This window comes from Streptomyces sp. NPDC005728 (assembly GCF_040630895.1).
GTDB lineage: Bacteria > Actinomycetota > Actinomycetes > Streptomycetales > Streptomycetaceae > Streptomyces.
The window spans coordinates 1-24,846 of the sequence record NZ_JBEXYL010000003.1; the positions used below are offsets into that span (position 1 = coordinate 1).

Consider the following 24,846-nt stretch of genomic DNA (forward strand, 5'->3'; position numbering starts at 1 on the left):
TGGTGTCCCTCGCGGTGGACGAGGACGAACGGGTGGTGGCGGCGACGCTGTCCCCGTCGACCGGAGAGCTGCTGCTGGCCGGTGTTCCGTGCCCGGGTGCCCCGTCACCCCGGCACGTGGCACTCGAACGCGTGCAGGTACGGGTTGACCGGCCGGATGTCGTCCACCTTCAGGCCTGCCGTGGTCAGCCTGCTCACCATGGAGTCGGTGGTGTGCTTGGCCCCGCCGACATTCAGGAGCAGCAGCAGGTCCATGGCGGTGCTGAAGCGCATCGAGGGGGTGTCGTCCACCAGGTTCTCGATGACGACGACCCGGGTGCCCGGGCCGCCCGCCTCGACGACGTTGCGCAGCAGGCGGGCCGTGCTCTCGTCGTCCCACTCCAGGATGTTCTTGATGATGTAGACGTCGGAGCGGACCGGCACGGCCTCCCGGACGTCGCCGGGCACGATCCGCGCGCGGCCGGCGAGATCGCCGCCCTCGCGCAGCCGCGGCAGGGCGTTCTCGACCACCCGGGGCAGGTCGAGCAGGCTGCCGTACATCGCCGGGTACTTGTCCAGCAGGCACGCCACCACATGTCCCTGACCGCCGCCGAGGTCCGCGACCGACTTGCTGCCGGACAGGTCCAGCAGGGCGGCCACCTCACGCGCCGACTGCTCGCTGGAGCGGGTCATCGCGCGGTTGAAGACGTCAGCGGACTGCGGGGCGTCCTCGTTGAGGTAGGTGAAGAACTCCTTGCCGTAGAGGTCCTCCACGACGTTCCTGCCGGTGCGCACGGCCTCGTCCAGCCTGGGCCAGGCGTCCCAGGTCCAGGGTTCGGTGCACCACAGGGCAATGGCGCGCAGGCTGTCCGGGTCGTCCTCGCGCAGCAGCCGGGACATGGCGGTGTGCGCGAACGTGCCGTCCGGCTGCTCGGCGAAGACGCCGTAGCAGGACAGGGCCCGCAGCAGCCGGCGCAGCGGCTTCGGTTCGGTCTTCACCGCGGCCGCGAGGTCCTCGACGGCCATCGGCTCGGTCTCGAGGGCGTCGGCGACGCCCAGCCGGGCGGCGGCCCGGACGGCGGCGGCACAGGCCGCGCCGAACACGAGTTCGCGCAGCCGCATGGGTGGCGGTGGGGCTGTTTCAGCGGACGTCATCTGCCGCCCTCTCTTTCTTCGGCCTTCGATCTGTCCAACAGAGGCAGCGGTCGGGCGGTCAGCACAGGCCCGCGGGCTTGGAGGCCCGGCAGGAGTTCCGTTCGAAGGTGTTGCCCTTGCCCGGGTCCGTGTTCACGAGGTCGGCCGGGGAGTTGTTCCCCAGCGCGTTCGCGGCGATCCGGTTCTGGTCGCTGGTCACGCCCACGAAGCTCCGGAAGAGCACGATGCCGCCCGACAGTGGGGACGTGCCCGTGTTGCCGGAGACCCGGTTCCCGGTCACCAGGGTCCTCTCGGTGCCCGTCAGGACGATGCCGGAGCCCTGCAGCCGGGGCAGCCGTTCGGTCTTCGGGCAGGACTTGTTGTTGCCGGTGACGCGGTTCCCGATCACGCTCAGGTCGCCGGTCTTGGGCTTGTTCTCGTCGCCGACGAGGAACACCCCGGCGCAGTTGCCGGTGACGCGGTTCGCCATGACGCTGACATTGCGCAGTCTGCGCACGGTGACGCCGATCCGGTTGCCCTCGACGCGGTTGTACTGGACCAGCGTCTGCCCGGCGTCGTAGGCGCCCGCCTCCTCCTTGATGGTGTTGGCGAGGAACAGGCCCGCGTCGCCGTTGTCGCGTGCGTAGTTGTTCCGGAGGATCCCGTGCACGGACCGCTCCTGGGCGATGCCCCACACGTCGTTCTTGTAGGCGTACACCCTGCGCACGGTCATGGTGTCCGTCGCCATGCCGAAGACACCGGTCCGGCTGAAGCCGGTCACCGTCAGGTCGGCGACGGTGACGCCCTCGATGTTCTTGGTCTTCTCGCCCACCACGCAGATGCCGTTGCCGCCCTCGGCACAGCTGTTGGCGACCTTGGGTGAGGCCTTCGTGCGGGCGGGCCTGATCACCGTCCGGGCGCCCACGCCCCGCAGAGTCACCCTCGGCGTGCTGATCTTGACGCTCTCGTAGTAGGTGCCGGCGAGCACGAGAACGGTGTCTCCGGCCTGCGCGGCGTCGACCGCCTTCTGGATCGACTCACCGGGGTGGACCACCAGGACCCTGGGGGTGGCCGCTGCGGGAGCCGCGCCCAGTCCGGCGCCGAGGAGGGCGGCGGTGCACGCGAGATAGGCGATGTGACATCTCTTCATATCGCGTACGGTATGACCGATTAATCCCGTGTTGGGGGATACGCCATCCGGCGGCGTGTCAGGCGCCGCGCAGCGCCCGCCCGATCTCCAGCTGCACGTCGTCAAGAGGCCTGCCGTCCGTGTTGTCTGCGAGCTCCCACAGGCAGTTCTGCAGCACCCGCCCCAGCGTCCACGCCCGCGCCCGCGCCCGGTCCAGGCCCAGCGCCTCCGTCAGTGCGTCGAAGCGCCAGCGGGTCTCGGCGGAGTCGTACCGGTTGTCGATCGCGGGGAGCAGGTCGAAGCCGGGGTCGCCGGCCAGTGGTTTGGGGTCGATGGCGAGCCACTCGGCCCGGTCGGCCGCCAGGACGTTGTCGTAGTGCAGGTCCCAGTGCAGCAGCCGGTCGCCGGGCTCGGCGGCCACCTCGCGCACCGCGGCCGCGCAGTCCGCGACCAGGCGGCGGTCCGCCGCGTCCGGAATCCGGCCGAGCGCCCAGGGGACCTGGTCCAGCATCGCCTGCGCGACATCGCCCAGACGGCGCAGCCCCGCCGGAGCCGGCACGGACGTCAGCCGGGCCAGCAGACCGGCGATGACCAGGACCGCCTCGCGCGCCTCCGGGAGGCCGGTCAGCATGCGGCTCTCGTCCAGCCGTTCGAGCAGCAGGGTGCATGTCGGCCCGTCGTGCTCCAGCAGCCGTACGGCCCCGTCCCCGGCCCACGCCCGCAGCGCCACGGGCTCGCCCGCGCTCTCCTCGTCGAGCAGCTGGAGCTTCAGCGCGGCCGGGCTCGCGTCGGTCCGCACGACCGGCAGGACCAGCGCGGTCACCCCGAACATCGCGGGCCCGTCGACCCGTAGCTCCCAGCGCCCGAGGAACTCCTCGGCCCGCCGCGGCAGGTCCGCGACGAACGCCCGACCCGCGGCCCCGTTGAATTTCTCCTGAGAAGCGGCCAGCTCGCCAGGCACCTCGATCACCTTGCCGACCATACTGACGACTGTGAACCGGGTCATCCCCTTTCGGCGTGGGCTCGGGGCGGCCGCGGTCTATGTCCGCAGCGCCCCGGGCACCTACGTCTGGCTGCTGATCCTGTTCGTCACCACGGTCGCCCTGCACCACATGTCGCCCGAGTTCGAGCAGCACTTCCTGCGGCGGCGGTCGACCAACATCCACGAGCTGTCGCAGAACCCCGTGCGGGTGCTGATCACCAGCGCGATGTGGATCGACGGCGGGCACTGGGTTCCGTACGCCGTGCTGTACACCGTCTTCCACGCCCAGGCCGAACGCTGGCTCGGCACCCTTCGCTGGCTCGCGGTGTGCGCGGCCGCGCACGTGCTCGCCACGCTGATCAGCGAGCTGGCCCTGCTGAAGGCGATCCACGACGCCCATGCGCCGCAGTCCGCGGTCAACACCCTGGACATCGGCGTCAGTTACGCGCTGGCAGGCGTGGTGGCGGTGCTCGCCTACCGGATCGCGCCCCCCTGGCGATACCTGTACCTGGCGACCCTGTTCGCGATCTACACGGTCCCGCTGGCCGGCAGCCGCACCTTCACCGACTTCGGGCACTTTCTGTCCGTACTGATCGGTCTCGGCTGTTATCCGCTGGTCAGAGGCTGCGGAAAAGCATGGAATCCGAAGGAGACACTGGCTGCGCTGTGGGTTAACGTCCGCGCATGAGCAGCTCGGCAAGCAGTGTCGTCAACGGCGGCATCTCCTTCTGGTACGCGGACGACGGTCTCCCGGCGGTGCGGGAGCCGCTGTGCGGGGACGCGTCCGCCGATGTCGTCATCGTCGGCGCCGGCTACACGGGACTGTGGACCGCGTACTACCTCAAGCAAGCCGCTCCCTTCCTCCGCATCACCGTCCTGGAGCAGAACTTCTGCGGCTACGGCGCCTCCGGCCGCAACGGCGGCTGGCTGTACAACGGCATCGCGGGCCGCGACCGGTACGCGAAGCTGCACGGCCACGAGGCCGCCGTGCGCCTGCAGAGGGCGATGAACGACACCGTGGCCGAGGTCGTCGCGGTCACCGAGACGGAGGACATCGACGCCGATGTGCACCGGGGCGGGGTGCTGGAAGTGGCGACCACGCCCGCCCAGCTGGCCCGCCTGAAGGCGTTCCACGAGCACGAGCTGTCGTACGGCGAGAAGGACCGCGAGCTGTACGGCGCCCGGCAGACCGCCGAGCGGATCAGGGTGGCCGGCGCGGTCGGTTCGACCTGGACCCCGCATGGGGCCCGGCTGCACCCGGTGAAGCTGGTCAAGGGACTTGCGGCGGCCGTCGAGGCGCTCGGCGTGACCATCCACGAGTCGACCCCCGTCACCGAGATCCGCCCCAAGCACGCCGTGACCCCCTACGGCACGGTCCGCGCCCCCTACGTCCTGCGCTGCACGGAGGGCTTCACCGCCTCCCTGAAGGGCCAGCGGCGCACCTGGCTGCCCATGAACTCCTCGATGATCGCCACCGAACCGCTCACCGAGGAGCAGTGGGCGACCGTCGGCTGGGACGGCCGGGAGACGCTGGGCGACATGGCGCACGCCTACATGTACGCGCAGCGCACGGCCGACGGGCGGATCGCGCTCGGCGGGCGCGGGGTGCCGTACCGCTTCGGCTCGCGCACCGACAACGACGGCCGCACCCAGCCGGAGACGATCGAGGCGCTGCGGGAGATCCTGACCCGCTTCTTCCCCGCCCTCGCGGGCGTGCACGTCGAGCACGCCTGGTCCGGTGTCCTCGGCGTGCCCCGCGACTGGTGCGCCACGGTCACCCTCGACCGCGCCACCGGACTCGGCTGGGCGGGCGGTTACGTCGGCTCCGGCGTCGCCACCGCCAACCTGGCCGCCCGCACCCTGCGCGACCTCGTCCAGCAGGACTCCGGCCAGGCCGGCCGCACCGGGCTGACGGACCTGCCCTGGGTGAACCACAGGGTCCGCAAGTGGGAACCGGAACCCTTCCGCTGGCTGGGCGTGCAGGGCATGTACGCCACCTACCGCGCCGCCGACCAGCGTGAACGCCTCCACCCGAGCACGGACTCCTCCCGGCTGGCCCGACTCGCGGACCGGGTGGCGGGGCGTCACTGAGACACCCGAGGGCGACCGGCACCGCCACGGCCGGCACCAGGGGCACGGCGCTACCCTCCCCCTCATGATTCGCACCGCGACACCCGCAGACATCCCCGTCATACACACGCTCGTCCGTGAGCTGGCCGAGTACGAGAAGGCCCCGCAGGAGGCGCGGGCGAGCGAGGAGCAGTTGCGGGAGGCGCTGTTCGGGGAGCGGCCCGCGGCGTTCGCGCACATGGCCGTGGACGACGGGACGGGCGAGCCCGTCGGGTTCGCGCTGTGGTTCCTGAACTTCTCCACCTGGCGCGGGGTGCACGGCATCTACCTGGAGGACCTGTACGTCCGCCCGTCCGCCCGGGGCGGGGGCCACGGCCGGGCGCTGCTGACCGAGCTGGCGCGCATCTGCGTGCAGCGCGGCTACGAGCGCCTGGAGTGGTCGGTGCTGGACTGGAACCGGCCCGCGATCGGCTTCTACGAGGCCCTCGGCGCCCGCCCGCAGGACGAGTGGACCGTGTACCGGCTCACGGACGGGGCGCTCACGGAGTTGGGCCGGAACGCCGACTGATCACCTACGGGGCAGCGGCCGGGCCGGGCCGGTCGGCCGACTGATCACCGACAGGGTGCCTCATGGCTCCAGCACCACCTTTCCGATCGTGCCGCGCGTCTCGAGCGCCCGGTGCGCGGCCGCCGCTTCGGAGAGCGGGAAACGGGTGACGGCGGGGCGCAGGCGGCCCCGGCCGGCCTCGGTGAGGGCGCGCAGTTCGAGCGCGCGCAGACCGCCCGCCCGCTGCAGCATGGCGGGGCCGAGAACCGACTCGGAGACGCCCTCGACGTGGTAGCCCTGCCGGCCCTCCCCGATGCCCTCCGCCGACCAGCCGAAGACGAGGTGCCGGCCGCCGGGCCCGAGCAGGGCCACGGCCTCCCGGGCGACCGCGGCGCCGACACCGTCGTACACCAGGGTGGCGGGCCGCCCGCCGAGGTGGGCGCGGACCTTGGCCGGCCAGTCGGGGTCGGTGTAGTCCACGGCCAGGTCGGCGCCGTTCGCGCGCACGCGGGCGGTCTTCTCCGGCCCTCCCGCCAGGCCGATCACCACGGCTCCGGCGTTCTTGGCGTACTGCACGAGCAGCGTGCCGATGCCGCCGGCGGCCGCCGGTACGACGACCACGTCGTCCGGCCCCGGCTCCGCGAACTGCGCGATCCCCAGGGCCGTACGCCCCGTGCCGATCATCGCGACGGCCTCGGCGAAGCCCAGGCTCTCCGGTATCTCGTGCAGGCGTTCGGCGCCGGTGACGGCGAGTTCGGCATAACCTCCGGGCGCGAACCCGAGGTGGGCCACCACCCGCCGGCCGAGCCAGGCGCCGTCCACACCGTCGCCGCAGGCGTCCACGGTCCCCGCGACCTCGCGGCCGGGGACGGTCGGCAGGGCGGGCGGCTCGGGCAACGGGCCCTGGTGCCCCTCGCGCAGGGCCGCGTCGAGCAGGTGCACCCCGGCGGCGGCCACGGCGATCCGCACCTCGTCCGGCCCGGGGACCGGGTCCTCGGCCTCCGTGAGGATCAGGTTCTCGGCCGGCCCGAAGGCGTACAGACGCACGGCATGCATGGGACCCCCAGTGATGTGTCTTCGTTTCCGGAGGCCCACTCTTCGACCTCAAGCATGCTTGAGGTCAAGGACGGGCCGGCCGAGGATCAGCGCGACCGCGGTGACCGCGCTGTTGAAGGACACCTCCGACAGCACGCCCGGCGCCGCCACCTGGTCGCCGGCGAGGTAGACGCCGTCGCCGCGGTCCACGGCCGGCCGGTCCCGCCAGCTGCTGCCCGGCAGGTCCACGGCCCCCGTACGTCCCTCCGCCACGGCCTCCCGCCGCCAGGTGACCCGCTCCCGCCACCCCTCGAAGGCCAGGTCGAGCAGCTCCTCGGCCCGGGCCAGACCGTCGGCGCGCACCTGGTCCGGCCCGATCGGGAACTGTCCCTGGAGCAGTTGTTCCCCGGCCGGGGCCAGGGTCCGGTCCTGCGCCGTGAACCGCTCCAGCCAGCCGGGCGCGTCGAGATCGGAGACGGCGAAGGCGTCCCCGCGCCGGGTGCGCAGCGCGAGATCGAGCAGGACGGTACGGCCGCCGGGCCAGGTCAGCGAGTCGTCGCGGAGCAGCCGCCGGGCCGCGGGGAGGGAGGTGGCGAGGACCACGGGCGTGCCGGTCGGCAGGGCGTCGACCCGCGCCAGCGTCTCGATCCGCACGCCGAGGTTCCAGGCCCGCGCGGCCATCCGGTCGATGACGCTCGCCCAGCCGCCGCGCGGGTAGTGCGCCTCCGGGGGCAGCTTGGTGGCCCGGCGCAGGCGCTCCTGCACGAAGGCGGCGGACAGGGCGCCCGGGTCGTGGTGGAAGAGGGCGACGGCGCTGTAGTGGGCGGCGGCGCGGGCGCCCTCCTCGCCGGCGATGCCGGTCGCCCAGCCGAGGAAGTCGGCGTCGACGGGGGCCTGGCGGACGCCCGGGCGCAGCAGCTTGAGCATCGCGAAGGGCGGGGTGCGGCGCAGGACGCCGTGGTGGCGCAGCCGCAGCCGGGCCGCTTCCAATGGCGGAAGCGGGGCGAGCGGTCCGATCAGGTCGCGCTGCTTGAGCCAGGTCCAGTGCGGGCCGCCGTTGTAGAGGGCGTGCGGGCCCTCGTTGGTCCGGTACGGCCCCTCGGCGGTGCGGGCCCGGCCGCCCAGGGTGTGGTGGGCCTCGTACACGGTGACCTTGGCGCCTGCCTCGGCGGCGGTGATCGCGGCGGTGAGTCCGGCGAAGCCGCCGCCGACGACGGTGATGCGGTGCATGGGGTGCGGTCTCCCTCGGGTCGGTTCGCCTCGTCCGTGAGTAAGACCGCACCAGCCCCCTGAAATGTGACATCGGCCGGCCGCGGATCCGGTTTCCGCAGGTCGGGCCGATTGTCGGTGGCGCAGTGCAGCATGGGGGCATGGCGAGGAGAGCGACGGGCACGCAGCGGGCAGGAGTGAAGGGCGCACGGCGGCCGGAGATGCGGCTGCCGGCACTGGAACCCTGGACGGACGGCCAGTTGGCGCCGGACGGCGACTACGACGGGCTGGAGTTCCGGGAGGCGGACCTGGCCCGGCAGGACGGGGCGGGCGCCCGCTTCATGGACTGTGCGCTGACGGACTGCGCGGTGGACGAGACGGCACTGGGCCGGGCCCGGTTCCTGGACTCGGTCCTGACCGGCCTGCGGGGTGTCGGCACGTACCTTGCCGAGTCCACGTTCCGCGACGTCGAGCTGCTCGACCCCCGCCTCGGCGGCACCCAGCTCCACGGCGCCGTCCTGGAGCGGGTCGTCGTCCGCGGCGGCAAGATCGACTTTCTGAACCTCCGCGAGGCCCGCCTCAAGGACGTCGTCTTCGACTCCTGCGTCCTGCTCGAACCGGACTTCGCCGGAGCCCGCCTGGAGCGGGTCGAGTTCGTCGACTGCGCCCTGAAGGAGGCCGACTTCAGCAGCGCGACCCTGAAGGACGTGGACCTGCGCGGTGCCGCTCCACTGGAGATCACCCGAGGCCTGGACCGGCTGTCCGGGGCGGTGATCAGTACCGGGCAGCTGCTCGACCTGGCGCCGGTGCTGGCGGCGGAGCTGGGCATCCGGGTGGAGGGGTTGGCAACTGCTGTCTGTTGACTGCGTGCATGAGTAAGTCTGTCGGTCACGGTGTGTGGGCACTGCGGGAAGGGGAGTGCGTGTTCGCCCGTCGAATGCGTGACCTTCGCGGCTGGTGGTCGTTGGATGCGATGGGAGGGTCTTCGGTTTGCGGGCGGGGTCGGGGGTGATGGGGTGGGCGGGCTGCGGGAGGTGGCGGCACCGTTCGTGGTGCCGGGCCCGGCGGGGGTTGCGGTCCGTGACCGGCTCAAGCACCTGACCGTCAGGGACGAGGAGGTCCTTCGCCTCGTTGGCGACCATCTGGGCGCACTGGCCTGCCGGGATCTGAAGGCGCGGTGCGCAGCCGGGCTGGACCACGACAGCGAGCAGTGGGCGGAGCGCAAGCGTGCCCTCACCCGGGAGTCCTCCTCGCGGTGGGCGGGGTCGGTCACGAAGGCCACCCATGATCAGTGGGCGCTGGCCCGGCGTGGACACCTCGCGTACATCCACAGCCTGGAAGCCGGTGTCCGCACGATCGCGCACCGGCTGTCCCTGCCGGTCGGGGAGAAGGGCAGCAGACACGCGCCGGGCGGCTACCGCAGCAGGGGGGAATGGCATGCCAAGTCCCGTCGTCTGCACGTGCTCGAAGACCGGCTTCGGGCGGCGCGGGCCGACTGGGATGCGGGTGTGGTGCGCGTGGTGCGCGGCGGCAGGCGGCTGCTGGCCACCCGGCACCATCTTGATGCGGCCGGGCTCACCGAGGCCGAGTGGCGGCGGCGGTGGCAGGCCGGGCGCCGGTTCCTGCAGGCGGACGGTGAGTCCGGCAAGCGGTACGGCAACGAGACCATCCGCGTCACCCCCGACGGCGAGGTCTCGATCAAGCTCCCCACGCCGCTGGCGCACCTGGCCAACGCCCCGCACGGCCGGTACCTGCTCACCGCCCGGGTGAGCTTCGCCCACCGGGGGGGAGCAGTGGCGTGACCGGGTGGAGGCCAACCGGGCGGTCGCCTACCGCATCCCCGAGGACACCGCACGAGGCCGCTGGTATCTGTCCGCGGCGTGGACGATCCCGCCGGCCCGGACGGTGCCGCTGGCGGCGGTCCGCGCGGGCGGTCTGATCGGCGTGGACACCAACGCCGACCACCTTGCCGCCTGGCGCCTCGACACCCACGGCAACCCCGTCGGCGAACCGCGCCGGTTCGGCTACGACCTGTCCGGCACCGCTTCGCATCGCGACGCCCAGGTGAGGCACGCCCTGATCCGGCTGCTGAACTGGGCCAAGACCTGTGGCGTCGCCGCCATCGCGGTCGAGGACCTGGACTTCGGTGCGGAGAAGACCCGCGAGAAACATGGCCGTAAGAAGCGGTTCCGGCAACTGATTTCCGGCATGCCCACCGGCAGGCTCCGCGCCCGCCTGACCTCGATGGCCGATGCCACCGGCATCAGCATCATCGCCGTCGACCCGGCCTACACCAGCCGGTGGGGCGCCCAGCACTGGCGAAAGCCCCTCACCAGCAAGAACCGCAAGACCACCCGTCACGATGCCGCGGGCATCGCGATCGGACGACGCGCTCAAGGGCACCCGATCCGGCGACGGACGACACCGCCCCCTGCTCACCGGAGTGATGAACAGGGGCATCGGACCGTCCAGGCCGACCGGCGTGCTCTCGGGCGTGAGGAGACCCGCCCCCGCATCCCCGGACCACGGACACGATCCGTGCCGCCGGACGCGGAGCGAACGCGGGCGACCAGGACACCCAAAACCGTTCGGGATGTCCGCAGTGACCAGGAATGGGTCCAAGACTCACTCCTGCCCACTGATCAGGAACGGTGAGCGGCATCACGGCAGCCGGGGAAAGCGGGACTGGAGTGTCCAGAGGGCCGGGTTCTCCGACAGGGACTCGTGCAGGTCGGTCAGGTCGGCGATCAGGTCGTGCAGGAAGTCGCGGGCCTCGCGGCGCAGTTCGGCATGGGAGAAGGTGAGCGGCGCCTCCTCGGCCGGCATCCAGTCGGCCTCGATGTCCACCCAGCCGAAGCGGCGCTCGAAGAGCATCCGGTCGGTGGACTCGGTGAAGTCCAGCTCCGCCTGCTGAGGCCGGGAGGCGCGGGAGCCCAGCGGATCCCGGTCCAGCTGCTCCACGATGTCGCACAGCGCCCACGCGAAGTCCAGCACGGGCACCCATCCCCAGGCTGTGGACAGCTCGCGGTCCGCCTTGGTGTCCGCGAGGTAGACGTCCCCGCAGAACAGGTCGTGCCGCAGCGCGTGGACGTCCGCGCGCCGGTAGTCCGTCTGCGGCGGGTCCGGGAAGCGGTTGGAGAGGGCGTAGCCGATGTCGAGCACGGAGGAGATGGTGTCACGCCGACCGCCCCGGCCCTGTTCCGGTACACCCCGGCCCTCCTCCGGGGCGCCCCGCCCGCCTAAGATCGCTGACATGTCCAGATCCGCGCGTCTTGTCCCGTCCGCCGCAGCCGTCCTCGCCCTGGCCCTCACCGGCAGCGCGTGCGACGGCGGCGTCCACGGCACCCCGGGCGGCTCCGGCGTGCGCGACCCGTACTTCCCGAAAGCGGGCAACGGCGGTTACGACGTCACCCACTACGCCCTGACCCTCGACTACACCCCGGACTCCGGCCACCTCACCGGCAAGGCGGTCATCACCGCCCGCGCCACGAAGGCCCTGTCCGCCTTCGACCTCGACCTCGCCGGGCTGGACGTCGACTCGGTCACCGTCGAGGGCAAGGACGCCCGCTGGAACCGCACCGGCCAGGAACTCACCGTCCGCCCCCACGACGACCTCGGTAAGGGCGAGACGTTCAGCACCACCGTCCGCTACTCGGGCACCCCGAAGACCCTCACCGACGCGGACGGTTCCGAGGAGGGCTGGCTGGAGACCGACGACGGCGCGGTCGCCCTCGGCGAGCCGGTCGGCTCCATGACCTGGTTCCCCGGCAACAACCACCCCTCGGACAAGGCGACGTACGACATCAAGGTCACCGTCCCGAAGGGCCTCAAGGCCGTCTCCAACGGCGAGTTGACCAGCCAGAGCACCCAGGGCGGCCGCACCACCTTCGCCTGGCACACCGCCCAGCCCATGGCGACGTACGTGGCCACCGTCGCCGTAGGCCCCTACAAGATCACCCGCAGCACGGGCCCGCACGGTCTGCCCGTCCTCACCGCCGTCGACCCCACCCAGGTCGAGGCGAGCGCGAAGGTGCTCGCGAAGATCCCCGAGATCATCGACTGGGAGGAGACCAACTTCGGGCCCTACCCGTTCTCCTCCACCGGCGCGATCATCGCCCCGTCCGACGCCTTCGACTACGCCCTGGAGACCCAGACCCGGCCCGTCTTCCCCGGCGCCACCGACACCAGCACCCTCGTGCACGAACTCGCCCACCAGTGGTACGGCGACTCGGTCACCCCGAAGAGCTGGCGGGACATGTGGCTCAACGAGGGCTTCGCGACGTACGCGGAGTGGTTGTACGAGGAGGACAACGGCGGCAAGAGCGCCCAGGAGACCTTCACCGAGCTGTACGAGGACGACGACGAGGCCGTGTGGGCCTTCCCGCCGGCGAAGCCCTCCAGCGCCGCGCACGTCTCCGACAGCCCCGTCTACGAGCGCGGCGCGATGGTCCTGCAGAAGATCCGCCAGAAGGTCGGCGACGACACCTTCTACGACATCATCCGGGGCTGGGCCGCCGCCCACCGCTACGGCAACGCGAGCACCGCCGACTTCACCGCGTACGTCGAGAAGGCGGCCCCGGACAAGGACTTCGCCGGCATCTGGAAGGACTGGCTGTACGGGGACGGCAAGCCGGCCCACCCGTGACGGGCGGCCGGCCGCCGTACTGCCTTGCGCCTGCGGCTACTTGACGTTGACCGCCGTCCAGGCCGCCGCCACCGCGTTGTACTCCGCGCTGCCCGAGCCGTACAGGTCGGCTGCGGCCTGCAGGGTGCCGGTGCGGGCGCCCGCGTAGTTGGTCGTCGACGTGAAGTACGTGGTCAGGGCCTTGTGCCAGATCTGGTCGGCCTTGGCCCGGCCGATGCCGGTGACCGTGGAGCCGTTGTAGGTCGGGGAGTCGTAGGAGACCCCGTTGATCGTCTTCGCGCCGCTGCCCTCGCTCAGCAGGTAGAAGAAGTGGTTGGCGACGCCCGACGAGTAGTGCACGTCGAGGCGGCCGACCGTCTTCGACCAGTAGTCGGCGGAGCCGCCGTCCTTGCTGGGCTTGTCCATGTAGCGCAGCGGGGTGCCGTCGCCGTTGATGTCGATCTTCTCGCCGATGAGGTAGTCACCGGGGTCGGAGGAGTTGTTCGCGAAGAACTCCACCGAGGTGCCGAAGATGTCGGAGGTCGCCTCGTTCAGGCCGCCCGACTCTCGGCTGTAGTTGAGCTTCGCGGTGGCCGCGGTCAGCCCGTGGCTCATCTCGTGGCCGGCCACGTCCAGCGAGGTGAGCGGGTCGGCGTTGTTCGCGCCGTCGCCGTACGTCATGCAGAAGCAGCTGTCGTTCCAGAAGGCGTTGACGTAGGCGTTGCCGTAGTGGACGCGGGAGTAGGCGGCCTTGCCGTCGCCCGCGATGCCGTTGCGGTTGAAGGCGGACTTGTAGAAGTCCCAGGTGACGGCGGCGCCGTAGGCGGCGTCGACAGCGGCGGTCTGGCGGTTGGTCACGGTGCCGTCGCCCCAGGCGTCGTCGGCGTCGTGGAAGAGGGTGCCGGTTCCGTTGGTGCCGCCGTTGAGGTCGTACGTCTTGTGGCCGCCGCGGCCGCCGTCGATGAGGTCGAAGCCGCCGGAGGCGGAGGCGGTGGTGCCGAGCGGGACCGTGCCGCTGTACCGGCTGGTGCCCGTACCGGTGTCGATCCCCTCGTAGGAGTAGATCTCCTTACCGGTCCGCGCGTCGGTGATGACGTGCAGCTCGCTCGGGGTGCCGTCGTGCTGGAGGCCCTTGACGACGGCCTCGTAGGCGAGGACCGGCTTGGCGCCGGCGGCCCACACGACCTTGCGGGGGGTGGCGGCCGTGGCCTTGGCGGAGTCGGCGGCCTCGAGGGCGTTCTTCTTCGCGCTCGAGGGGGAGACGGCCGCGGTGGTGGTCGGCACGGATATCCGGACCTTGGTCGCCTTGTTGACGCCCTTGAGCGAACCGTTCTTGGCCACGTGGGTGACCAGGTCGCCGCCGAGGACGGGAAGTCCGGTGTACGTCCGCTCGTAACGGGTGTGGACGGTACCGTCCATGTCCTTCACCACGTCCCGGACGACCAGCTTCTCCTTGGCACCGAGGCCGAGTTCGCCGGCTGCCGCGCCGGCGTTGTGCTGGGCCGACGCGAGGGCTGCGGCGCGGGCGGTGGTGCTGAGCTGGAGAGCCGCGGCGCCGGGGGTGTGCGTGGGGGCGGCGGCGGCGCCGTTCTGCAGCGCGAGAACGACCATGGCGGCCGAGCCGACCAGGGCGACGGCGCGTACGGCGGTCTTGCGGGACGTGCGGGGAGCGTGGGGCTGCTGGCTCACTCGATCTCCTTCAGGCTGGTCTCCGTGGGGTTGGAGACGCAGGCGGGACACAGGGGATGCACAGAGTTGCGGCGGCGAGGAGAGAGTGACAGCAAGAACGGCCTGTTTGACAGGCCGCCGACAAGACTTTACGTGCTTGTATCCGAAAGGCGTGCTGCGGAATCCGTTATCCGGACAGGGTGGGGGTATTCAACTCCGCCTGAATCAAGCGCACTCGAAGCCCTTGACGTCACACCTGCCCCGGAGCGCCGGGCTCAGCCCTCCCACTCGTCCAGCAGCCGGGCCAGGTCCGGCGGCCACACCGGCTCCGCCTCCTCGGCCAGCTCCTGTCTGCTCCACCAGCGCCAGGTGAGGATGCCGTCGTCGGCGTGGGCGGCGGCCAGACCGGGCCCGGCGGGTTCGCGGTGCGGGCCGTGGGTGACGTAGATGTGCTCGTGCTGGCGGACGGGGGTGCCGGTGTGGGTGAAGTCGTGCTCCCAGGTGCACAGGAGGGGGCCCGGCTCCAGATCAGCCCAGCCGGTCTCCTCGCACAGCTCCCGCAGGGCGCCCTCGCGCGGGCCCTCGTCCGCCTCCAGGCCGCCGCCGGGCAGCGCCCAGTGGACGCCGACCTCGACGTTGTCGTACCGGAAGAGGAGGACGGACCCGTCCGGGTCGACGACGGCGACGCGGGCCGCCTGCCGGGGGGTGCGCAGCACCTTGCGGAGCACGGCACAGGGGCGCCCGAGGGTGCGGTCGGGGCGGTGGCCGATCACCTCGTAGCCGAGGGCGGTCCAGAAGGCCAGGCCCTGGGGATTGTTGTCGAGGACGGCCAGACGTACGGCCCGGCGCCCGGCGGTGCGGAAGCGCTCCTCGACCAGCGTGGCGACCCGCCGGCCGTACCCCCTGCCCTGCGCGGCCGCGTCGACCATCAGCAGGCCGATCCACGGATCGGGGTCGGCCGGGTCGGGATGGCGGGTCAGCGTGATCACGACCGCGACCAGCCGCCCCTCGGCACGGGCCAGCAGCACCTCGGCGTCCGGGTGGGCCAGTTCCGCGGCCAGCTCCGCCGCCACCTGCTCCGGCCGGATGTCGTCCGGATCCGGGAAGTCACCGCTGAGCGCGAAGAACTCGCGGTTGGCGGCGTAGAGCGAGGTGAGTTCGGTGAGCAGCTCACCGGGGAGGGCACCGTCCGTCGGGGTGAGCTGTTCGAGAATCATGGCACGACGGTATCCGCTGACCTGAGGCAGACCTGCTGCCGCTACCTGCTGTTTTGTCTCCTTTCGCAGGGGGCCGAGGTCTTCGCGTCTCCCGCGCACTGGGTAGATTTCCCCAGGAGCCACACCACGATCGGGGGACGGAAGACGATGACCACGCAGCCACCGCCGTACGGCAACCAGCCCCCGTACGGCCAACAGCCACCGCCGCCACCGGCGACTGCACCGCCGGGCTTCGGCCCACCGCCACCCCACTACGCCAACGCCTACGCGCCGGCCCCGCCCCCACCACCTGCCGGCGGTCCGGAGTTCATGGCCGTCGACCGCCACAACTCGGTCGTGGTCGACACCTCAGGTGTGGCCTTCGAGGACCACGGCCTGTCCATCGACATGTCCTGGCAGGAGATCAGCCGCGTCCACTACAAGGCGAGCCCGTCCGGCAAGGACCTGATGGTGGCGGTGGTCCTCCTGGACGGCAGCGTCTACGAGTGCGTGGTCGAGGCGAAGCCGAGGGCGCGGCTGGGGGAGTGGTTCACCCAACTGGCTGCTGTGCTGGGCTATTACCGGCCGATGGGCTGACAGGGCCCGGTTGGCCGGGAGCCTGCGCGTGCTCATCGCTACTGCCCGGGCTCCGCAGCGTCGTCGACCGCCGGCCCCCGCCCGGCCTTCGCACGGCGCCTGGGCGAACTTCGTTCCGTACGCGTCCGCGAACCGACCGAACGCCGGAGCCCCCGGCCGCAGCACACCACCGCCAGGGGCTCCCGCTCAGCGCAGCGCGCGTCAGACGTTCACACCGAAGTCCTGGGCGATGCCCACCAGGCCCGAGGCGTAGCCCTGGCCCACCGCGCGGAACTTCCACTCCGCGCCGTTGCGGTACAGCTCGCCGAAGACCATGGCCGTCTCGGTGGCGGCGTCCTCGGAGAGGTCGTAGCGGGCGATCTCTGCGCCGCCCGCCTGGTTGATGATGCGGATGTAGGCGTTGCGGACCTGGCCGAAGTTCTGGCCGCGGTTCTCGGCGTCGTAGATGGAGACCGGGAAGACGATCTTGTCGATGTCGGCCGGGAGGGCTGCGAGGTTGACGTTGATCGCCTCGTCGTCGCCGGCGCCCTCACCCGTACGGTTGTCGCCCGTGTGGACGATGGAGTTGTCCGGGGTCTGCTTGTTGTTGAAGAACACGAAGTGGCCGTCGGAGTAGACCTTGCCCTGCGTGTTCACCGCGATCGCGGAAGCGTCCAGGTCGAAGTCCGTGCCGGTGGTGGTGCGGACGTCCCAGCCGAGGCCCACGGTGACGGCGGTCAGGCCCGGAGCCTCCTTGGTGAGCGAGACGTTGCCACCCTTGGACAGGCTTACAGCCATGATTGGGAGTCCCTTCCCTTTAGGTTTCTGTGCCGACGAAGCTACCGTCACCCCGAAGAACGTCGAGGGGGGTCCCGGTGGTTCCGGATGCCTTTACCTTTTTTACCGACGGCGAAAACCGGGTGACGTGAGGCGGGCCGGACCGGGAACATGGGACGCATGTCCGGGCCCTACATCATCCGTGGCTCGGTCTCGCTTCCCGAGGCCGAGCTGGCGTGGCGTTTCTCCAGGTCTTCGGGGCCCGGCGGGCAGCACGTGAACACCAGCGACTCGCAGGTGGAGCTGCGCTTCGACCTCGCGCACACCGAGGCGCTCCCCGAGGTGTGGAAGGAGCGGGCGCTGCAGCGGCTGGCCGGGCGCCTGGTGGACGGGGTCGTTGTCGTACGGTCCTCCGAGCACCGCTCCCAGTGGCGCAACCGCGAGACCGCCGCCGTCCGCCTCGCCGCCCTCCTCGCCGAGGCCACCGCACCCCCGCCCAAGCCCCGCAGACCGACCCGTATCCCGCGCGGGATCAACGAGCGCCGGCTGCGCGAGAAGAAGCAGCGCTCGGACACGAAGCGGGGCCGCTCGGGGCGGGACTGGGGGTAGCCGCGCCCGGCGTCGGTGCGCGGGCGGATGTCACATCTCCGCTCCCTGATCCGTCATCCCACCGACCGCAGACGGAACGGGATGGAGAGGGCGGCCCGCCCATGAGTGACCACGACTTTCTCGCCGAGCGCTTCGAGACGCACCGGGGCCGTCTCCGTGCCGTCGCCCACCGCATGCTCGGGTCCACCGCCGAGGCCGAGGACGCCGTGCAGGAGGTGTGGTTCCGGCTCAGCCGGACCGACGAGCGGCAGGTGGCGAACCTCGGGGGCTGGCTGACCACGGTCGTCGGCCGGGTCTGCCTGGACATGCTCCGCTCCCGCCGCTCGCGTGCCGAGCAGCCCCTGGACACCTGGCACCCGGAGCCGTCCGCCGAGCCGGACCCCGCTCAGGACGCCCTGCTCGCCGACTCGGTCGGGGTCGCCCTGCTCGTCGTCCTCGACACCCTCACGCCCGCCGAGCGGCTCGCGTTCGTGCTGCACGACCTGTTCGCGGTGCCGTTCGAGGCGATCGGCGGCGTTCTCGGCCGCAGCCCGGAGGCCGCCCGGCAGCTCGCCAGCCGGGCCCGGCGGCGGGTGCGCGGCGCCGAGGTCCCGGACGCCCGCCTCGCCCGGCAGCGGGACGTCGTGGACGCCTTCCTGGCCGCCGCGCGGGACGGCGACTTCGAGGGTCTGCTGGCCGTGCTCGACCCGGACGTGGTGGCCCGCAGCGAGGCCGGTGTGACCGCCGGCGCGGCCGCGGTCGCCGCCGGCGCGACCGGCTATGCCCGCTTGGGCCAGATCGCGCACCCGGCGCTGATCGACGGTGTGCCCGGCCTGGTGGCCCAGGCCGCCGACGGCCGCCCCGAGCGCGTCCTGACCTTCACCTTCGTACGCGACCGGATCGCGGTGATCGAGGTCGTGTCCGATCCGGCACGGCTGGCCACGCTCACCGTCGAGCCCGTCTAGGGCCTGTCCGGCGGGTCAGGCCGGCCCAACGGCGCCTCATCATGGCGCGGATGGTGAGAGCGGCTTCGGGATTCCGCGGGGTTATTTCTTCCGGGCGAGCGGTCATCCGCGCACATTAGGCGGGGCGTTCACGGCACGGCCGGAATTCCGCGGTGCCCGATTACCCCAACTGCCGGTAACGGCCCCGGAAATAGAGCAGCGCCCCGCCCTCCGCGCTCGGCACCCGCGCGGTCAGTACCCGGCCGATGACGAGGGTGTGGTCGCCGGCCGTCACCCGTTGCTCGGTGCGGCACTCCAGGGTGGCCAGCGCGCCGCCCATCAGCGGGGCGCCGGTGGCCTCGCCGCGGACGTAGGGGAGGTCCTCGAAGAGCAGGCGGTCGCTGATGCGGCCCTTCATGGCGAAGCGGCCGGCGATGTGACGCTGGCTCTCGGAGAGGACCGAGACGGCCCACAGCGGCTGCTCGTCGAGCAGGTCGTCCATGCGGGCGCCGGTGCGCAGGCTGACCAGGACCAGCGGCGGGTCCAGCGAGACGGACATGAAGGCGGTGGCGGTCATGCCGACGTCCTCGACGCCCGGCGCGGTCGGGTCGTCCGGGTCCAGCGGCGGCTCCTGCGCGGTCACCAGGACCACGCCCGCGGCCAGCCGGGACATCGCGGCCCGGAACTCGTCGTTGCTCACCCCCTCAGCATGCCCGGACGGGGGTGCGGCGGTGGGTGAGGGAGTCTTCAGCACGCCGGAAACGCTAATCTCCGTACCCTGCGCGCCGCATCGGACCCTGGCCCGAGCCGGGTCCTAGGACCGCGGGACCAGGAAGCGCCGCCGATGTGTGCATCATCCGAACACACTGACAAAGACTGCGTTCAGTAATCACACAGGGAAAACGCAGAAACTCCACTCAATTGTTCATGTTCCCCTGTGACTTGAGTCACAAGGGACAGGAATTGTTGACCCTGTGTACCGAGTGGGCAGCGCGCTGTGATTCAGTGGCGGGAAGCTGTAAGAGCACACAAGAGCACCAGCGTAAGGAAGCGCCGAAGACAACCCTTGATTCGCTGCGAGGTCTCGGGGGGAGGGCGAGCATGGAGACCGAGTCGGAGCCGTATGTCCGCCTTGCGTCCCTGCGGCAGCTGCACCAGGTCATGGCTGACATGAACACGGCGCGCAGCCTGGCGGACACACTGCAGACCGTCGCCGACGGCGCGGTGAGCGCCCTCGGGTTCGAGATGGCGTGCGTCAACCTCGTACGCCCGGACGGGGACCTCGTGGTCGCCGCGTTCTCCGGCAACTCCGCGGCCGAGGCCCTGATCACCGGCCGGGTCGGCTCCCGCGAATCCTGGCTGCGGCGGCTGAACATGGGCGAGCAGTGGGGCGACCTGGTGTTCATACCGCACACCGAGGGCTGGGTGCTGGACGACGACGACGTCCCGCAGTGGTACACCGACGGGCCCGCGCCGCGCTTCGAGGACGAGTGGCACCCCTCCGACCGGCTCTTCGCGCCGATGTACACGCCCGGCGTGCAGGGCGGCTCCTGCGGCGAACTGCTCGGCGTCATATCCGTCGACCGGCCGCGCAACGGCCGCCACCCCGGCGCCTGGGGCCGCGAGGCCCTCCAGATGTACGCCTTCCAGGCCGCCATCGCGATCAGCAACGCGCGTCTACGAGCCAACATGCAGCGTGCCCTGGTCCGCCTGGAGCGCGAGCAGCAGGCCCTGCGAGCCAGCGAGGAAAGCTTCAGGCAGGCCTTCGAGTACGCCCCCTCCGGCATGGCGATCGCCGAGATGGGCGGCGACCAGCACGGCCGGATCCTGCGCACCAACGACGCCCTGTGCCGCCTGCTGGGCCGCCCCGCCTCCGCGATGCGCCGCTACTCCTTCTCCGACCTCGTCCACCCCGAGGACATCGGCACGCTGCTGAGGACCTCCGCCGAGGGGGGCCGCGCGGAACTCCGCCTCGGGCGCCGCGACGGCACCTACGTGTGGGTCTCGCTGCGCAACTCCGTCGTCGCCGACGCCGCCGACGGCCCGCGCTTCCTGCTCACCCACGTCGAGGACATCGAGGAGCGCAAGCGCCGCGAGCTGCAGCTCGCCCACCGCGCCTCCCACGACTCCCTCACCGGCCTGCCGAACTCCGCCGAGCTGCGCTCGCGCCTGGCGGCCCGGCTGTGCCAGCGTGCGGCCCAGCCCGGCGCCCTGGAGTCCCTGGACGCGGCCTACGGACACCCCGCCTTCGACACCCCCACCGCCCACGGCTTCGACTTCGCCCCGGGCGCGGAGTCGTACGAGGGCTTCGACCACCACGTCCACACCGTCGCCCCCGAGGAGGGCCGCGACGACGGCACCAAGGGCCTCGCGGTCCTCTTCTGCGACCTGGACGGCTTCAAGTCGATCAACGACCGCTTCGGCCACAACGCGGGCGACGCGGTCCTGATCGAGGTCGCCCGCCGGCTCAGCAGGGGCGTGCGGGACGGGGACACGGTCGCCCGGCTCGGCGGCGACGAGTTCGTGATCCTCGCCGACGGCCTGGGCAAGGCCGACGCCCAGGACCTCGCCGTACGCCTGCGCAACGAGATCATCCAGCCGATCCGCGCCGAGGGCCGGGCGGTCCGGGTGGGCGCCAGCTTCGGCATCGGGTGGGCACACTGCGGCATGACTGCGGACGAAGTGTTGAAGTCAGCCGACGAGCGGATGTACGTAGAGAAACGATCTCGTCCCAAACAGCATCGACGCGCCGGATGATCTGCAGGTCAGTGAGCTGATGCGGTCTGAGTCACCCGTTTGGGTCAGCCGGAGCGGGTAGGCTCGCCATTCCACACCTGTATCGCATCCGCCCGCACCACCTGCTGAGGAGTACCAGGGATGACGCCCGGCGACAACGGCGCGAGCACGCCCGAGGACGACGACCCGTTCGGCTATCTGTACGCCGACGGCCAGGCCAGAGGTGCCCAGCCGCCGTCCGGCGGTTACGGCTACCCGAACTCGGTCAGCAGGAGCAGCAGGGTGCGCGCGGTCGGCGAGCGCCAGTACGGCCAGCAGCCGGGCCCTTACGGCCAGCAGCAGGGTGCCTACGGTCAGCAGCCCACCATCCCGCAGCAGCAGGGCACCTACGGCCAGCCGAACGCCCACTACCAGGCCCCCGAGACCCTCTCCGGCGGCGCACCGACCAGCCGGCAGCCCGCACCGCCCGCCGGCCGCCGAGGCCCCAACACCAAGGGCCTGCTGATCGGCGCCATCGCGGTGGTCGCCGCGGTCGTCGTAGGCATCAGCATCGCCATCATCAACGGCTCGGACGACGACAAGTCCGACACCGTCTCGGGCACGTCCCCGACCCAGTCCCAGAGCAGCAAGCCGAGCCCGTCGGGCAGCAGCTCGGCGGCTGCGGGGGAGCTGCCGAAGGCCGATGCCGCGGACAAGTCCGTCCAGCTGTCCGGCGGTGCGGCCACGGCCTCGGACGTCAGCGGCGCGCAGGCCTCCGGTGGTGCCTACGTGGGCGGCCTCAACACGGTCGGTTCCTCGGTGACCTGGACGGTCGACAACATTCCCGAGGACGGTCCGTACACCCTCTTCGTGAACTACAGCGCGACCGGCGAGGACCAGTCGATGACGGTCACCGTCAACGGCAAGGAGTTCGGCAGCAAGCTGGGCCTGGACAATTACCGGCATGCGGCCGACGGGGACTTCGCCAAGGGCTGGACCACTTCCTATGTGTGGCCGACCCTGAACAAGGGCCCCAACACCATCTCCATCTCCTGCCAGGCCGGCGACAAGTGCAACGTCCTGCTGGACCAGCTCTGGATCAAGAAGGGCCAGGTCAAGCGGGACAGCTAGGCCGCGCTGATCTCCGGAATGCCGGCTACCCCTTGTACACGCTGAAGCGCTTTGTCAGGGTGCGGATGTGTTCGTGTTCGCCTGTGACGCCCACTGCGCATACACCGAGGTCGCTGGTGGGCGACTCGGCGCACATCGCGCGGTAGTCGTCGAAGCGGTTGCTGAGTTCCTGGCCGCGGGTCCCGAACAGCACTGGTCGGAGGCCCTCGGCCCGGGCCGCCTCGGCGAGGAGCAGCAGATGGCTGCTGCGGCCCGAGAGGATCACCGTGTTGAACCGGATCCCGGCATGCAGCGCCCCGTCCGCGTCGTGGACGTCGTCGGCGTAGATCTCGGCGTTGAGCCGGGCCAGTTGGCCCATGACGACGGCCGAGGCGTTGGCGACGGCCCCCGCTTCGAGGTTCTTGTCGACGGCGATGACGGTGCGAAGCAGTTCGGGCATGGTGATGCGGTTCCTCGGTGTCTCTGCTGAACTCGGCTTACTCGGCTGACTCTAACTCTGCTGGTTCCTGCGGTTCTTCGGTTCGAAGACGACGAAGCTCATGGGGGTTCCCCGGGAGAGGACCTTGAGGGTCGTCAGTCCGTAGTGGTCGGCGCACGTACGGTTGGTGATCGCCGCCGCCTGGCCGGGGTTCTCCAGGGCGTCACGGCACGCGGCGCTGTTGGAGGTGGCCTGCACGGCGTCGTTCGTACGGCCCTGGACGTGTGTCTCGAAGAGCACCCTGGTCGCCGGGTGGTAGTGCACGGTGTCGAACCGCTCCAGCGCGGCGTTGTGCTCCGGCGCGGCGAAGACCATGTCGGGCAGGGGGCTGATGAAGCTCTCCACCGCCGACAGGCCGGCGTCGAAGAAGAACGTGCGGATCTCCGGATAGGCGCCGGCCACCAGCAGGGCGTCGTGGCGGCCGTCCTTCACCGACTCGGCCGCCTCCTCGAACGAGGGGTACCCGAGGAGCCGTCCGGCCTTCCCGCTGCTCGCGCCCCACCGCAGACCGACGGTGACACTGCACGTCAGCCCCGCGGGATCGTCGGCGAGGGTGGCGACGGACGCATAGCGCGGGGCCGCCGGAATGTCGGCGTGGAAACGAGGGGAAATTCCCTCGGGCGCCGCCGCGGAGGCGTCGGCGGGCGAATTCGGGGTCGTCAGGTTCTCAGTCCGCAAGCTCATAAAATCCCGTCCCGTCCAGATATCGTATGGTGCCCATGTCGCGCTGCAGAACTGCTTCGGTGTCGTGCATCAGATTGATGATCACTGGATATGTGGTGTCGTCGACGGTGCGAACGAGTTCGCCGCCGGGGCGCACCAGTTCCCACATCTCGCGGAAACTCTCCAGTGAGCGGATCTCGTCGGTGTTCCGGTACTTCCTGAGCTTCCCGGCCAGCGGGGAGATGAGGGCGACCCAGGCGAAGTACTGGTCGATCGTGTACGGCTGTCCGCGGCGCGCGGCGAACCGGCGGGGCCGTACGTAGGCGTCGACGGTCCAGTCGAGCTGGGACTCGCCGGTGGCCAGGTGGGCGTAGTGGGGGAGGTCGCCGCCGGAGAGCCGGGCGCCGGCCTCGATGAGACAGGGGCCCTCGGGGGTCAGCTTCAGCTCGACGTGCGCCGGGCCGTGCCGGATGCCGAGCGCGTCCAGGACCCCGAACGCGTACTCGACCAGCTGGTCCTGGACCTTGCCCTGCCGCTCGACGATGAAGCAGGCCCCGGACAGGTCCCGTACGCCGTTGACGCTGTAGCGGGAGCTGGACCAGATCTCGGCGGCGTGGTGGAGCCCGTCCCGGCTGACCGTGTTGACGATGTACTCGGTGCCGACCAGGTACTCCTGGGCCAGCACGGCGGTGTTGGGCAGCGAGAAGATGTCCGGCGCGCCGACGAGGGAGCGGAACGCGGCGGCCGACTCCTCGGGGGTGTCGCAGAACGAGACGCCGTCGCCGCCCGCGCTGCTCAGCGGCTTGACGACGATCCGGCCACCGGTCTTGCGGTGCCACTCGACCAGCTCCGCCTCGGTCTCGGCGCGCAGCTGCCGGGCCGTGCGCAGTCCGGCGGCGCGGACCCTCTCCGCCATCTCGGCCTTGTCCCGGCGGGCCCGGCTGAGGGCGGTTCCGTTGGTCGGGACGGTGCCGCCCAGTGCTTCGCTCAGGGTGTCGGCGAAGGCCACGCCGTACTCGCCGCCGGCGACCACGGCCACCGGTGCGTACGGCCGCAACTGCTCCACGGTCCGGGCGAGATCGCCGTCGTGGGTGATGTTGGCGACGTAGTTCTCCAGCGTCGGCCGGGCCGAGCGGTAGACGGCGGGCGGCTCCGGCGCGCTCTGCACCCGGACGCACGACCAGCCGGCGCGCCGGAAGGCCGGGGCGATGTGCCGGGCGGTCTGCGGAACGCCGTGCGACGCGGTCTCGTACGTGTCGACGAGGACGACGTGCCCTGCGTTCACGGTCTCGTTCGCTGCCTCGTTCCCGCCCTCGGGCGGATGAATCCTCACGGTTTCCCCTTGTGTTCTCTGCTTGCCGGTCAATTAGGTCTGTTGTTTCCGTCGACGGGGACGTGCGAA

The 24,846-nt window shown here is 71.2% G+C and carries 23 protein-coding genes and 1 pseudogene; 11 read left to right on the forward strand and 13 right to left on the reverse strand.

Translation table 11 applies throughout. The annotated features are described in order from the left end of the window. Nucleotides 1-104 precede the first annotated feature (104 nt). The 3 genes from ABZ471_RS03165 to ABZ471_RS03175 are packed head-to-tail and all read right to left on the reverse strand — an operon-like array spanning nt 105 to nt 3,223. The gene (locus ABZ471_RS03165; protein WP_359061812.1) at nt 105-1,133 is read right to left on the reverse strand and encodes a methyltransferase; all 1,029 of its coding nucleotides are present in this window, start codon (nt 1,131-1,133) and stop codon (nt 105-107) included. A gap of 58 nt (nt 1,134-1,191) precedes the next feature. Then, complete coding sequence (locus ABZ471_RS03170; RefSeq protein WP_359061814.1) at nt 1,192-2,262, reverse strand: right-handed parallel beta-helix repeat-containing protein; 1,071 nt, start codon at nt 2,260-2,262, stop codon at nt 1,192-1,194. 58 nt (nt 2,263-2,320) lie between these two features. Further along, entirely contained in the window at nt 2,321-3,223 is a 903-nt protein-coding gene (locus ABZ471_RS03175) for an aminoglycoside phosphotransferase family protein (protein ID WP_359061816.1), read from the reverse strand. Between the two features lie 10 nt (nt 3,224-3,233). Here ABZ471_RS03175 and ABZ471_RS03180 point away from each other — a divergent pair, with 10 nt between their 5' ends. The 3 genes from ABZ471_RS03180 to ABZ471_RS03190 all read left to right on the forward strand — a co-directional run bounded on the left by ABZ471_RS03180 (nt 3,234) and on the right by ABZ471_RS03190 (nt 5,861). Continuing rightward, nucleotides 3,234-3,911, forward strand: coding sequence for a rhomboid-like protein (locus tag ABZ471_RS03180; protein ID WP_359061818.1), 678 nt, complete (start codon nt 3,234-3,236; stop codon nt 3,909-3,911). After that, entirely contained in the window at nt 3,908-5,314 is a 1,407-nt protein-coding gene (locus tag ABZ471_RS03185) for an FAD-dependent oxidoreductase (protein ID WP_359061820.1), read from the forward strand. The genes ABZ471_RS03180 and ABZ471_RS03185 overlap by 4 nt, the downstream gene beginning before the upstream one ends. Before the next feature lie 64 nt (nt 5,315-5,378). After that, the gene (locus tag ABZ471_RS03190; protein WP_359061822.1) at nt 5,379-5,861 is read left to right on the forward strand and encodes a GNAT family N-acetyltransferase; all 483 of its coding nucleotides are present in this window, start codon (nt 5,379-5,381) and stop codon (nt 5,859-5,861) included. A gap of 60 nt (nt 5,862-5,921) precedes the next feature. Here ABZ471_RS03190 and ABZ471_RS03195 read toward each other — a convergent pair whose 3' ends face one another. Further along, nucleotides 5,922-6,896 (reverse strand): zinc-binding dehydrogenase, encoded by a 975-nt coding sequence (locus ABZ471_RS03195; RefSeq protein ID WP_359061824.1) that lies wholly within the window; start codon nt 6,894-6,896, stop codon nt 5,922-5,924. 48 nt (nt 6,897-6,944) lie between these two features. Then, a complete protein-coding gene (locus ABZ471_RS03200) occupies nt 6,945-8,105 on the reverse strand; it encodes an NAD(P)-binding protein (RefSeq protein ID WP_359061826.1) in 1,161 nt (386 codons plus the stop codon). A 140-nt stretch (nt 8,106-8,245) separates the two neighbouring features. Here ABZ471_RS03200 and ABZ471_RS03205 point away from each other — a divergent pair, with 140 nt between their 5' ends. Beyond that, nucleotides 8,246-8,947 (forward strand): pentapeptide repeat-containing protein, encoded by a 702-nt coding sequence (locus tag ABZ471_RS03205; protein WP_359061828.1) that lies wholly within the window; start codon nt 8,246-8,248, stop codon nt 8,945-8,947. A 153-nt stretch (nt 8,948-9,100) separates the two neighbouring features. Next, a pseudogene (locus tag ABZ471_RS03210) lies at nt 9,101-10,739 on the forward strand (IS200/IS605 family accessory protein TnpB-related protein). A 6-nt stretch (nt 10,740-10,745) separates the two neighbouring features. Here the strand turns inward: ABZ471_RS03210 and ABZ471_RS03215 are convergent. Further along, complete coding sequence (locus ABZ471_RS03215) at nt 10,746-11,246, reverse strand: hypothetical protein (protein ID WP_359062265.1); 501 nt, start codon at nt 11,244-11,246, stop codon at nt 10,746-10,748. A 91-nt stretch (nt 11,247-11,337) separates the two neighbouring features. Here ABZ471_RS03215 and ABZ471_RS03220 point away from each other — a divergent pair, with 91 nt between their 5' ends. After that, a complete protein-coding gene (locus tag ABZ471_RS03220; RefSeq protein ID WP_359061830.1) occupies nt 11,338-12,729 on the forward strand; it encodes a M1 family metallopeptidase in 1,392 nt (463 codons plus the stop codon). A 36-nt stretch (nt 12,730-12,765) separates the two neighbouring features. Here ABZ471_RS03220 and ABZ471_RS03225 read toward each other — a convergent pair whose 3' ends face one another. Continuing rightward, nucleotides 12,766-14,319, reverse strand: coding sequence for a M4 family metallopeptidase (locus ABZ471_RS03225; protein WP_359062267.1), 1,554 nt, complete (start codon nt 14,317-14,319; stop codon nt 12,766-12,768). Nucleotides 14,320-14,651: 332 nt separating this feature from the next. Beyond that, on the reverse strand, nt 14,652-15,593 hold the full coding sequence (locus ABZ471_RS03230; protein ID WP_359061832.1) for a bifunctional GNAT family N-acetyltransferase/NUDIX hydrolase: 942 nt from the start codon (nt 15,591-15,593) through the stop codon (nt 14,652-14,654). A 147-nt stretch (nt 15,594-15,740) separates the two neighbouring features. Between ABZ471_RS03230 and ABZ471_RS03235 the strand changes: the two genes are divergently transcribed. Continuing rightward, nucleotides 15,741-16,169, forward strand: a complete 429-nt coding sequence (locus ABZ471_RS03235) for a hypothetical protein (protein ID WP_359061834.1) — start codon at nt 15,741-15,743, stop codon at nt 16,167-16,169. A gap of 201 nt (nt 16,170-16,370) precedes the next feature. On the opposite strand, the gene ABZ471_RS03240 is transcribed toward ABZ471_RS03235, so the two are convergent. Further along, nucleotides 16,371-16,946, reverse strand: a complete 576-nt coding sequence (locus ABZ471_RS03240; protein WP_359061836.1) for a TerD family protein — start codon at nt 16,944-16,946, stop codon at nt 16,371-16,373. Between the two features lie 150 nt (nt 16,947-17,096). Between ABZ471_RS03240 and arfB the strand changes: the two genes are divergently transcribed. Together arfB and ABZ471_RS03250 are read left to right on the forward strand one after the other, a co-directional pair. Next, nucleotides 17,097-17,534 carry an alternative ribosome rescue aminoacyl-tRNA hydrolase ArfB gene (gene arfB, locus ABZ471_RS03245; protein ID WP_359061838.1) on the forward strand — a complete coding sequence of 146 codons (438 nt, stop codon included), beginning with the start codon at nt 17,097-17,099 and terminating at the stop codon, nt 17,532-17,534. A gap of 101 nt (nt 17,535-17,635) precedes the next feature. Next, nucleotides 17,636-18,478, forward strand: a complete 843-nt coding sequence (locus tag ABZ471_RS03250) for a sigma-70 family RNA polymerase sigma factor (protein WP_359061840.1) — start codon at nt 17,636-17,638, stop codon at nt 18,476-18,478. Nucleotides 18,479-18,638: 160 nt separating this feature from the next. On the opposite strand, the gene ABZ471_RS03255 is transcribed toward ABZ471_RS03250, so the two are convergent. Further along, complete coding sequence (locus tag ABZ471_RS03255; RefSeq protein ID WP_359061842.1) at nt 18,639-19,211, reverse strand: flavin reductase family protein; 573 nt, start codon at nt 19,209-19,211, stop codon at nt 18,639-18,641. Nucleotides 19,212-19,558: 347 nt separating this feature from the next. On the opposite strand from ABZ471_RS03255, the gene cdgB reads away from it, so the two are divergent. Further along, entirely contained in the window at nt 19,559-21,214 is a 1,656-nt protein-coding gene (gene cdgB, locus ABZ471_RS03260) for a diguanylate cyclase CdgB (protein WP_359061844.1), read from the forward strand. A 120-nt stretch (nt 21,215-21,334) separates the two neighbouring features. Further along, nucleotides 21,335-22,303, forward strand: coding sequence for a carbohydrate-binding protein (locus ABZ471_RS03265; RefSeq protein WP_359061846.1), 969 nt, complete (start codon nt 21,335-21,337; stop codon nt 22,301-22,303). A gap of 25 nt (nt 22,304-22,328) precedes the next feature. Here the strand turns inward: ABZ471_RS03265 and ABZ471_RS03270 are convergent, their stop codons facing one another. Genes ABZ471_RS03270 through ABZ471_RS03280 form a run of 3 tightly spaced genes read right to left on the reverse strand, consistent with a single transcriptional unit; the run spans nt 22,329 to nt 24,777 of the window. Further along, nucleotides 22,329-22,742 (reverse strand): DUF2000 family protein, encoded by a 414-nt coding sequence (locus ABZ471_RS03270; protein ID WP_359061848.1) that lies wholly within the window; start codon nt 22,740-22,742, stop codon nt 22,329-22,331. Nucleotides 22,743-22,793: 51 nt separating this feature from the next. Further along, complete coding sequence (locus ABZ471_RS03275; protein ID WP_359061850.1) at nt 22,794-23,465, reverse strand: hypothetical protein; 672 nt, start codon at nt 23,463-23,465, stop codon at nt 22,794-22,796. After that, nucleotides 23,449-24,777 (reverse strand): ATP-grasp domain-containing protein, encoded by a 1,329-nt coding sequence (locus tag ABZ471_RS03280; protein WP_359061852.1) that lies wholly within the window; start codon nt 24,775-24,777, stop codon nt 23,449-23,451. Before ABZ471_RS03280 ends, ABZ471_RS03275 begins: the two co-directional genes overlap by 17 nt. Nucleotides 24,778-24,846 lie beyond the last annotated feature (69 nt).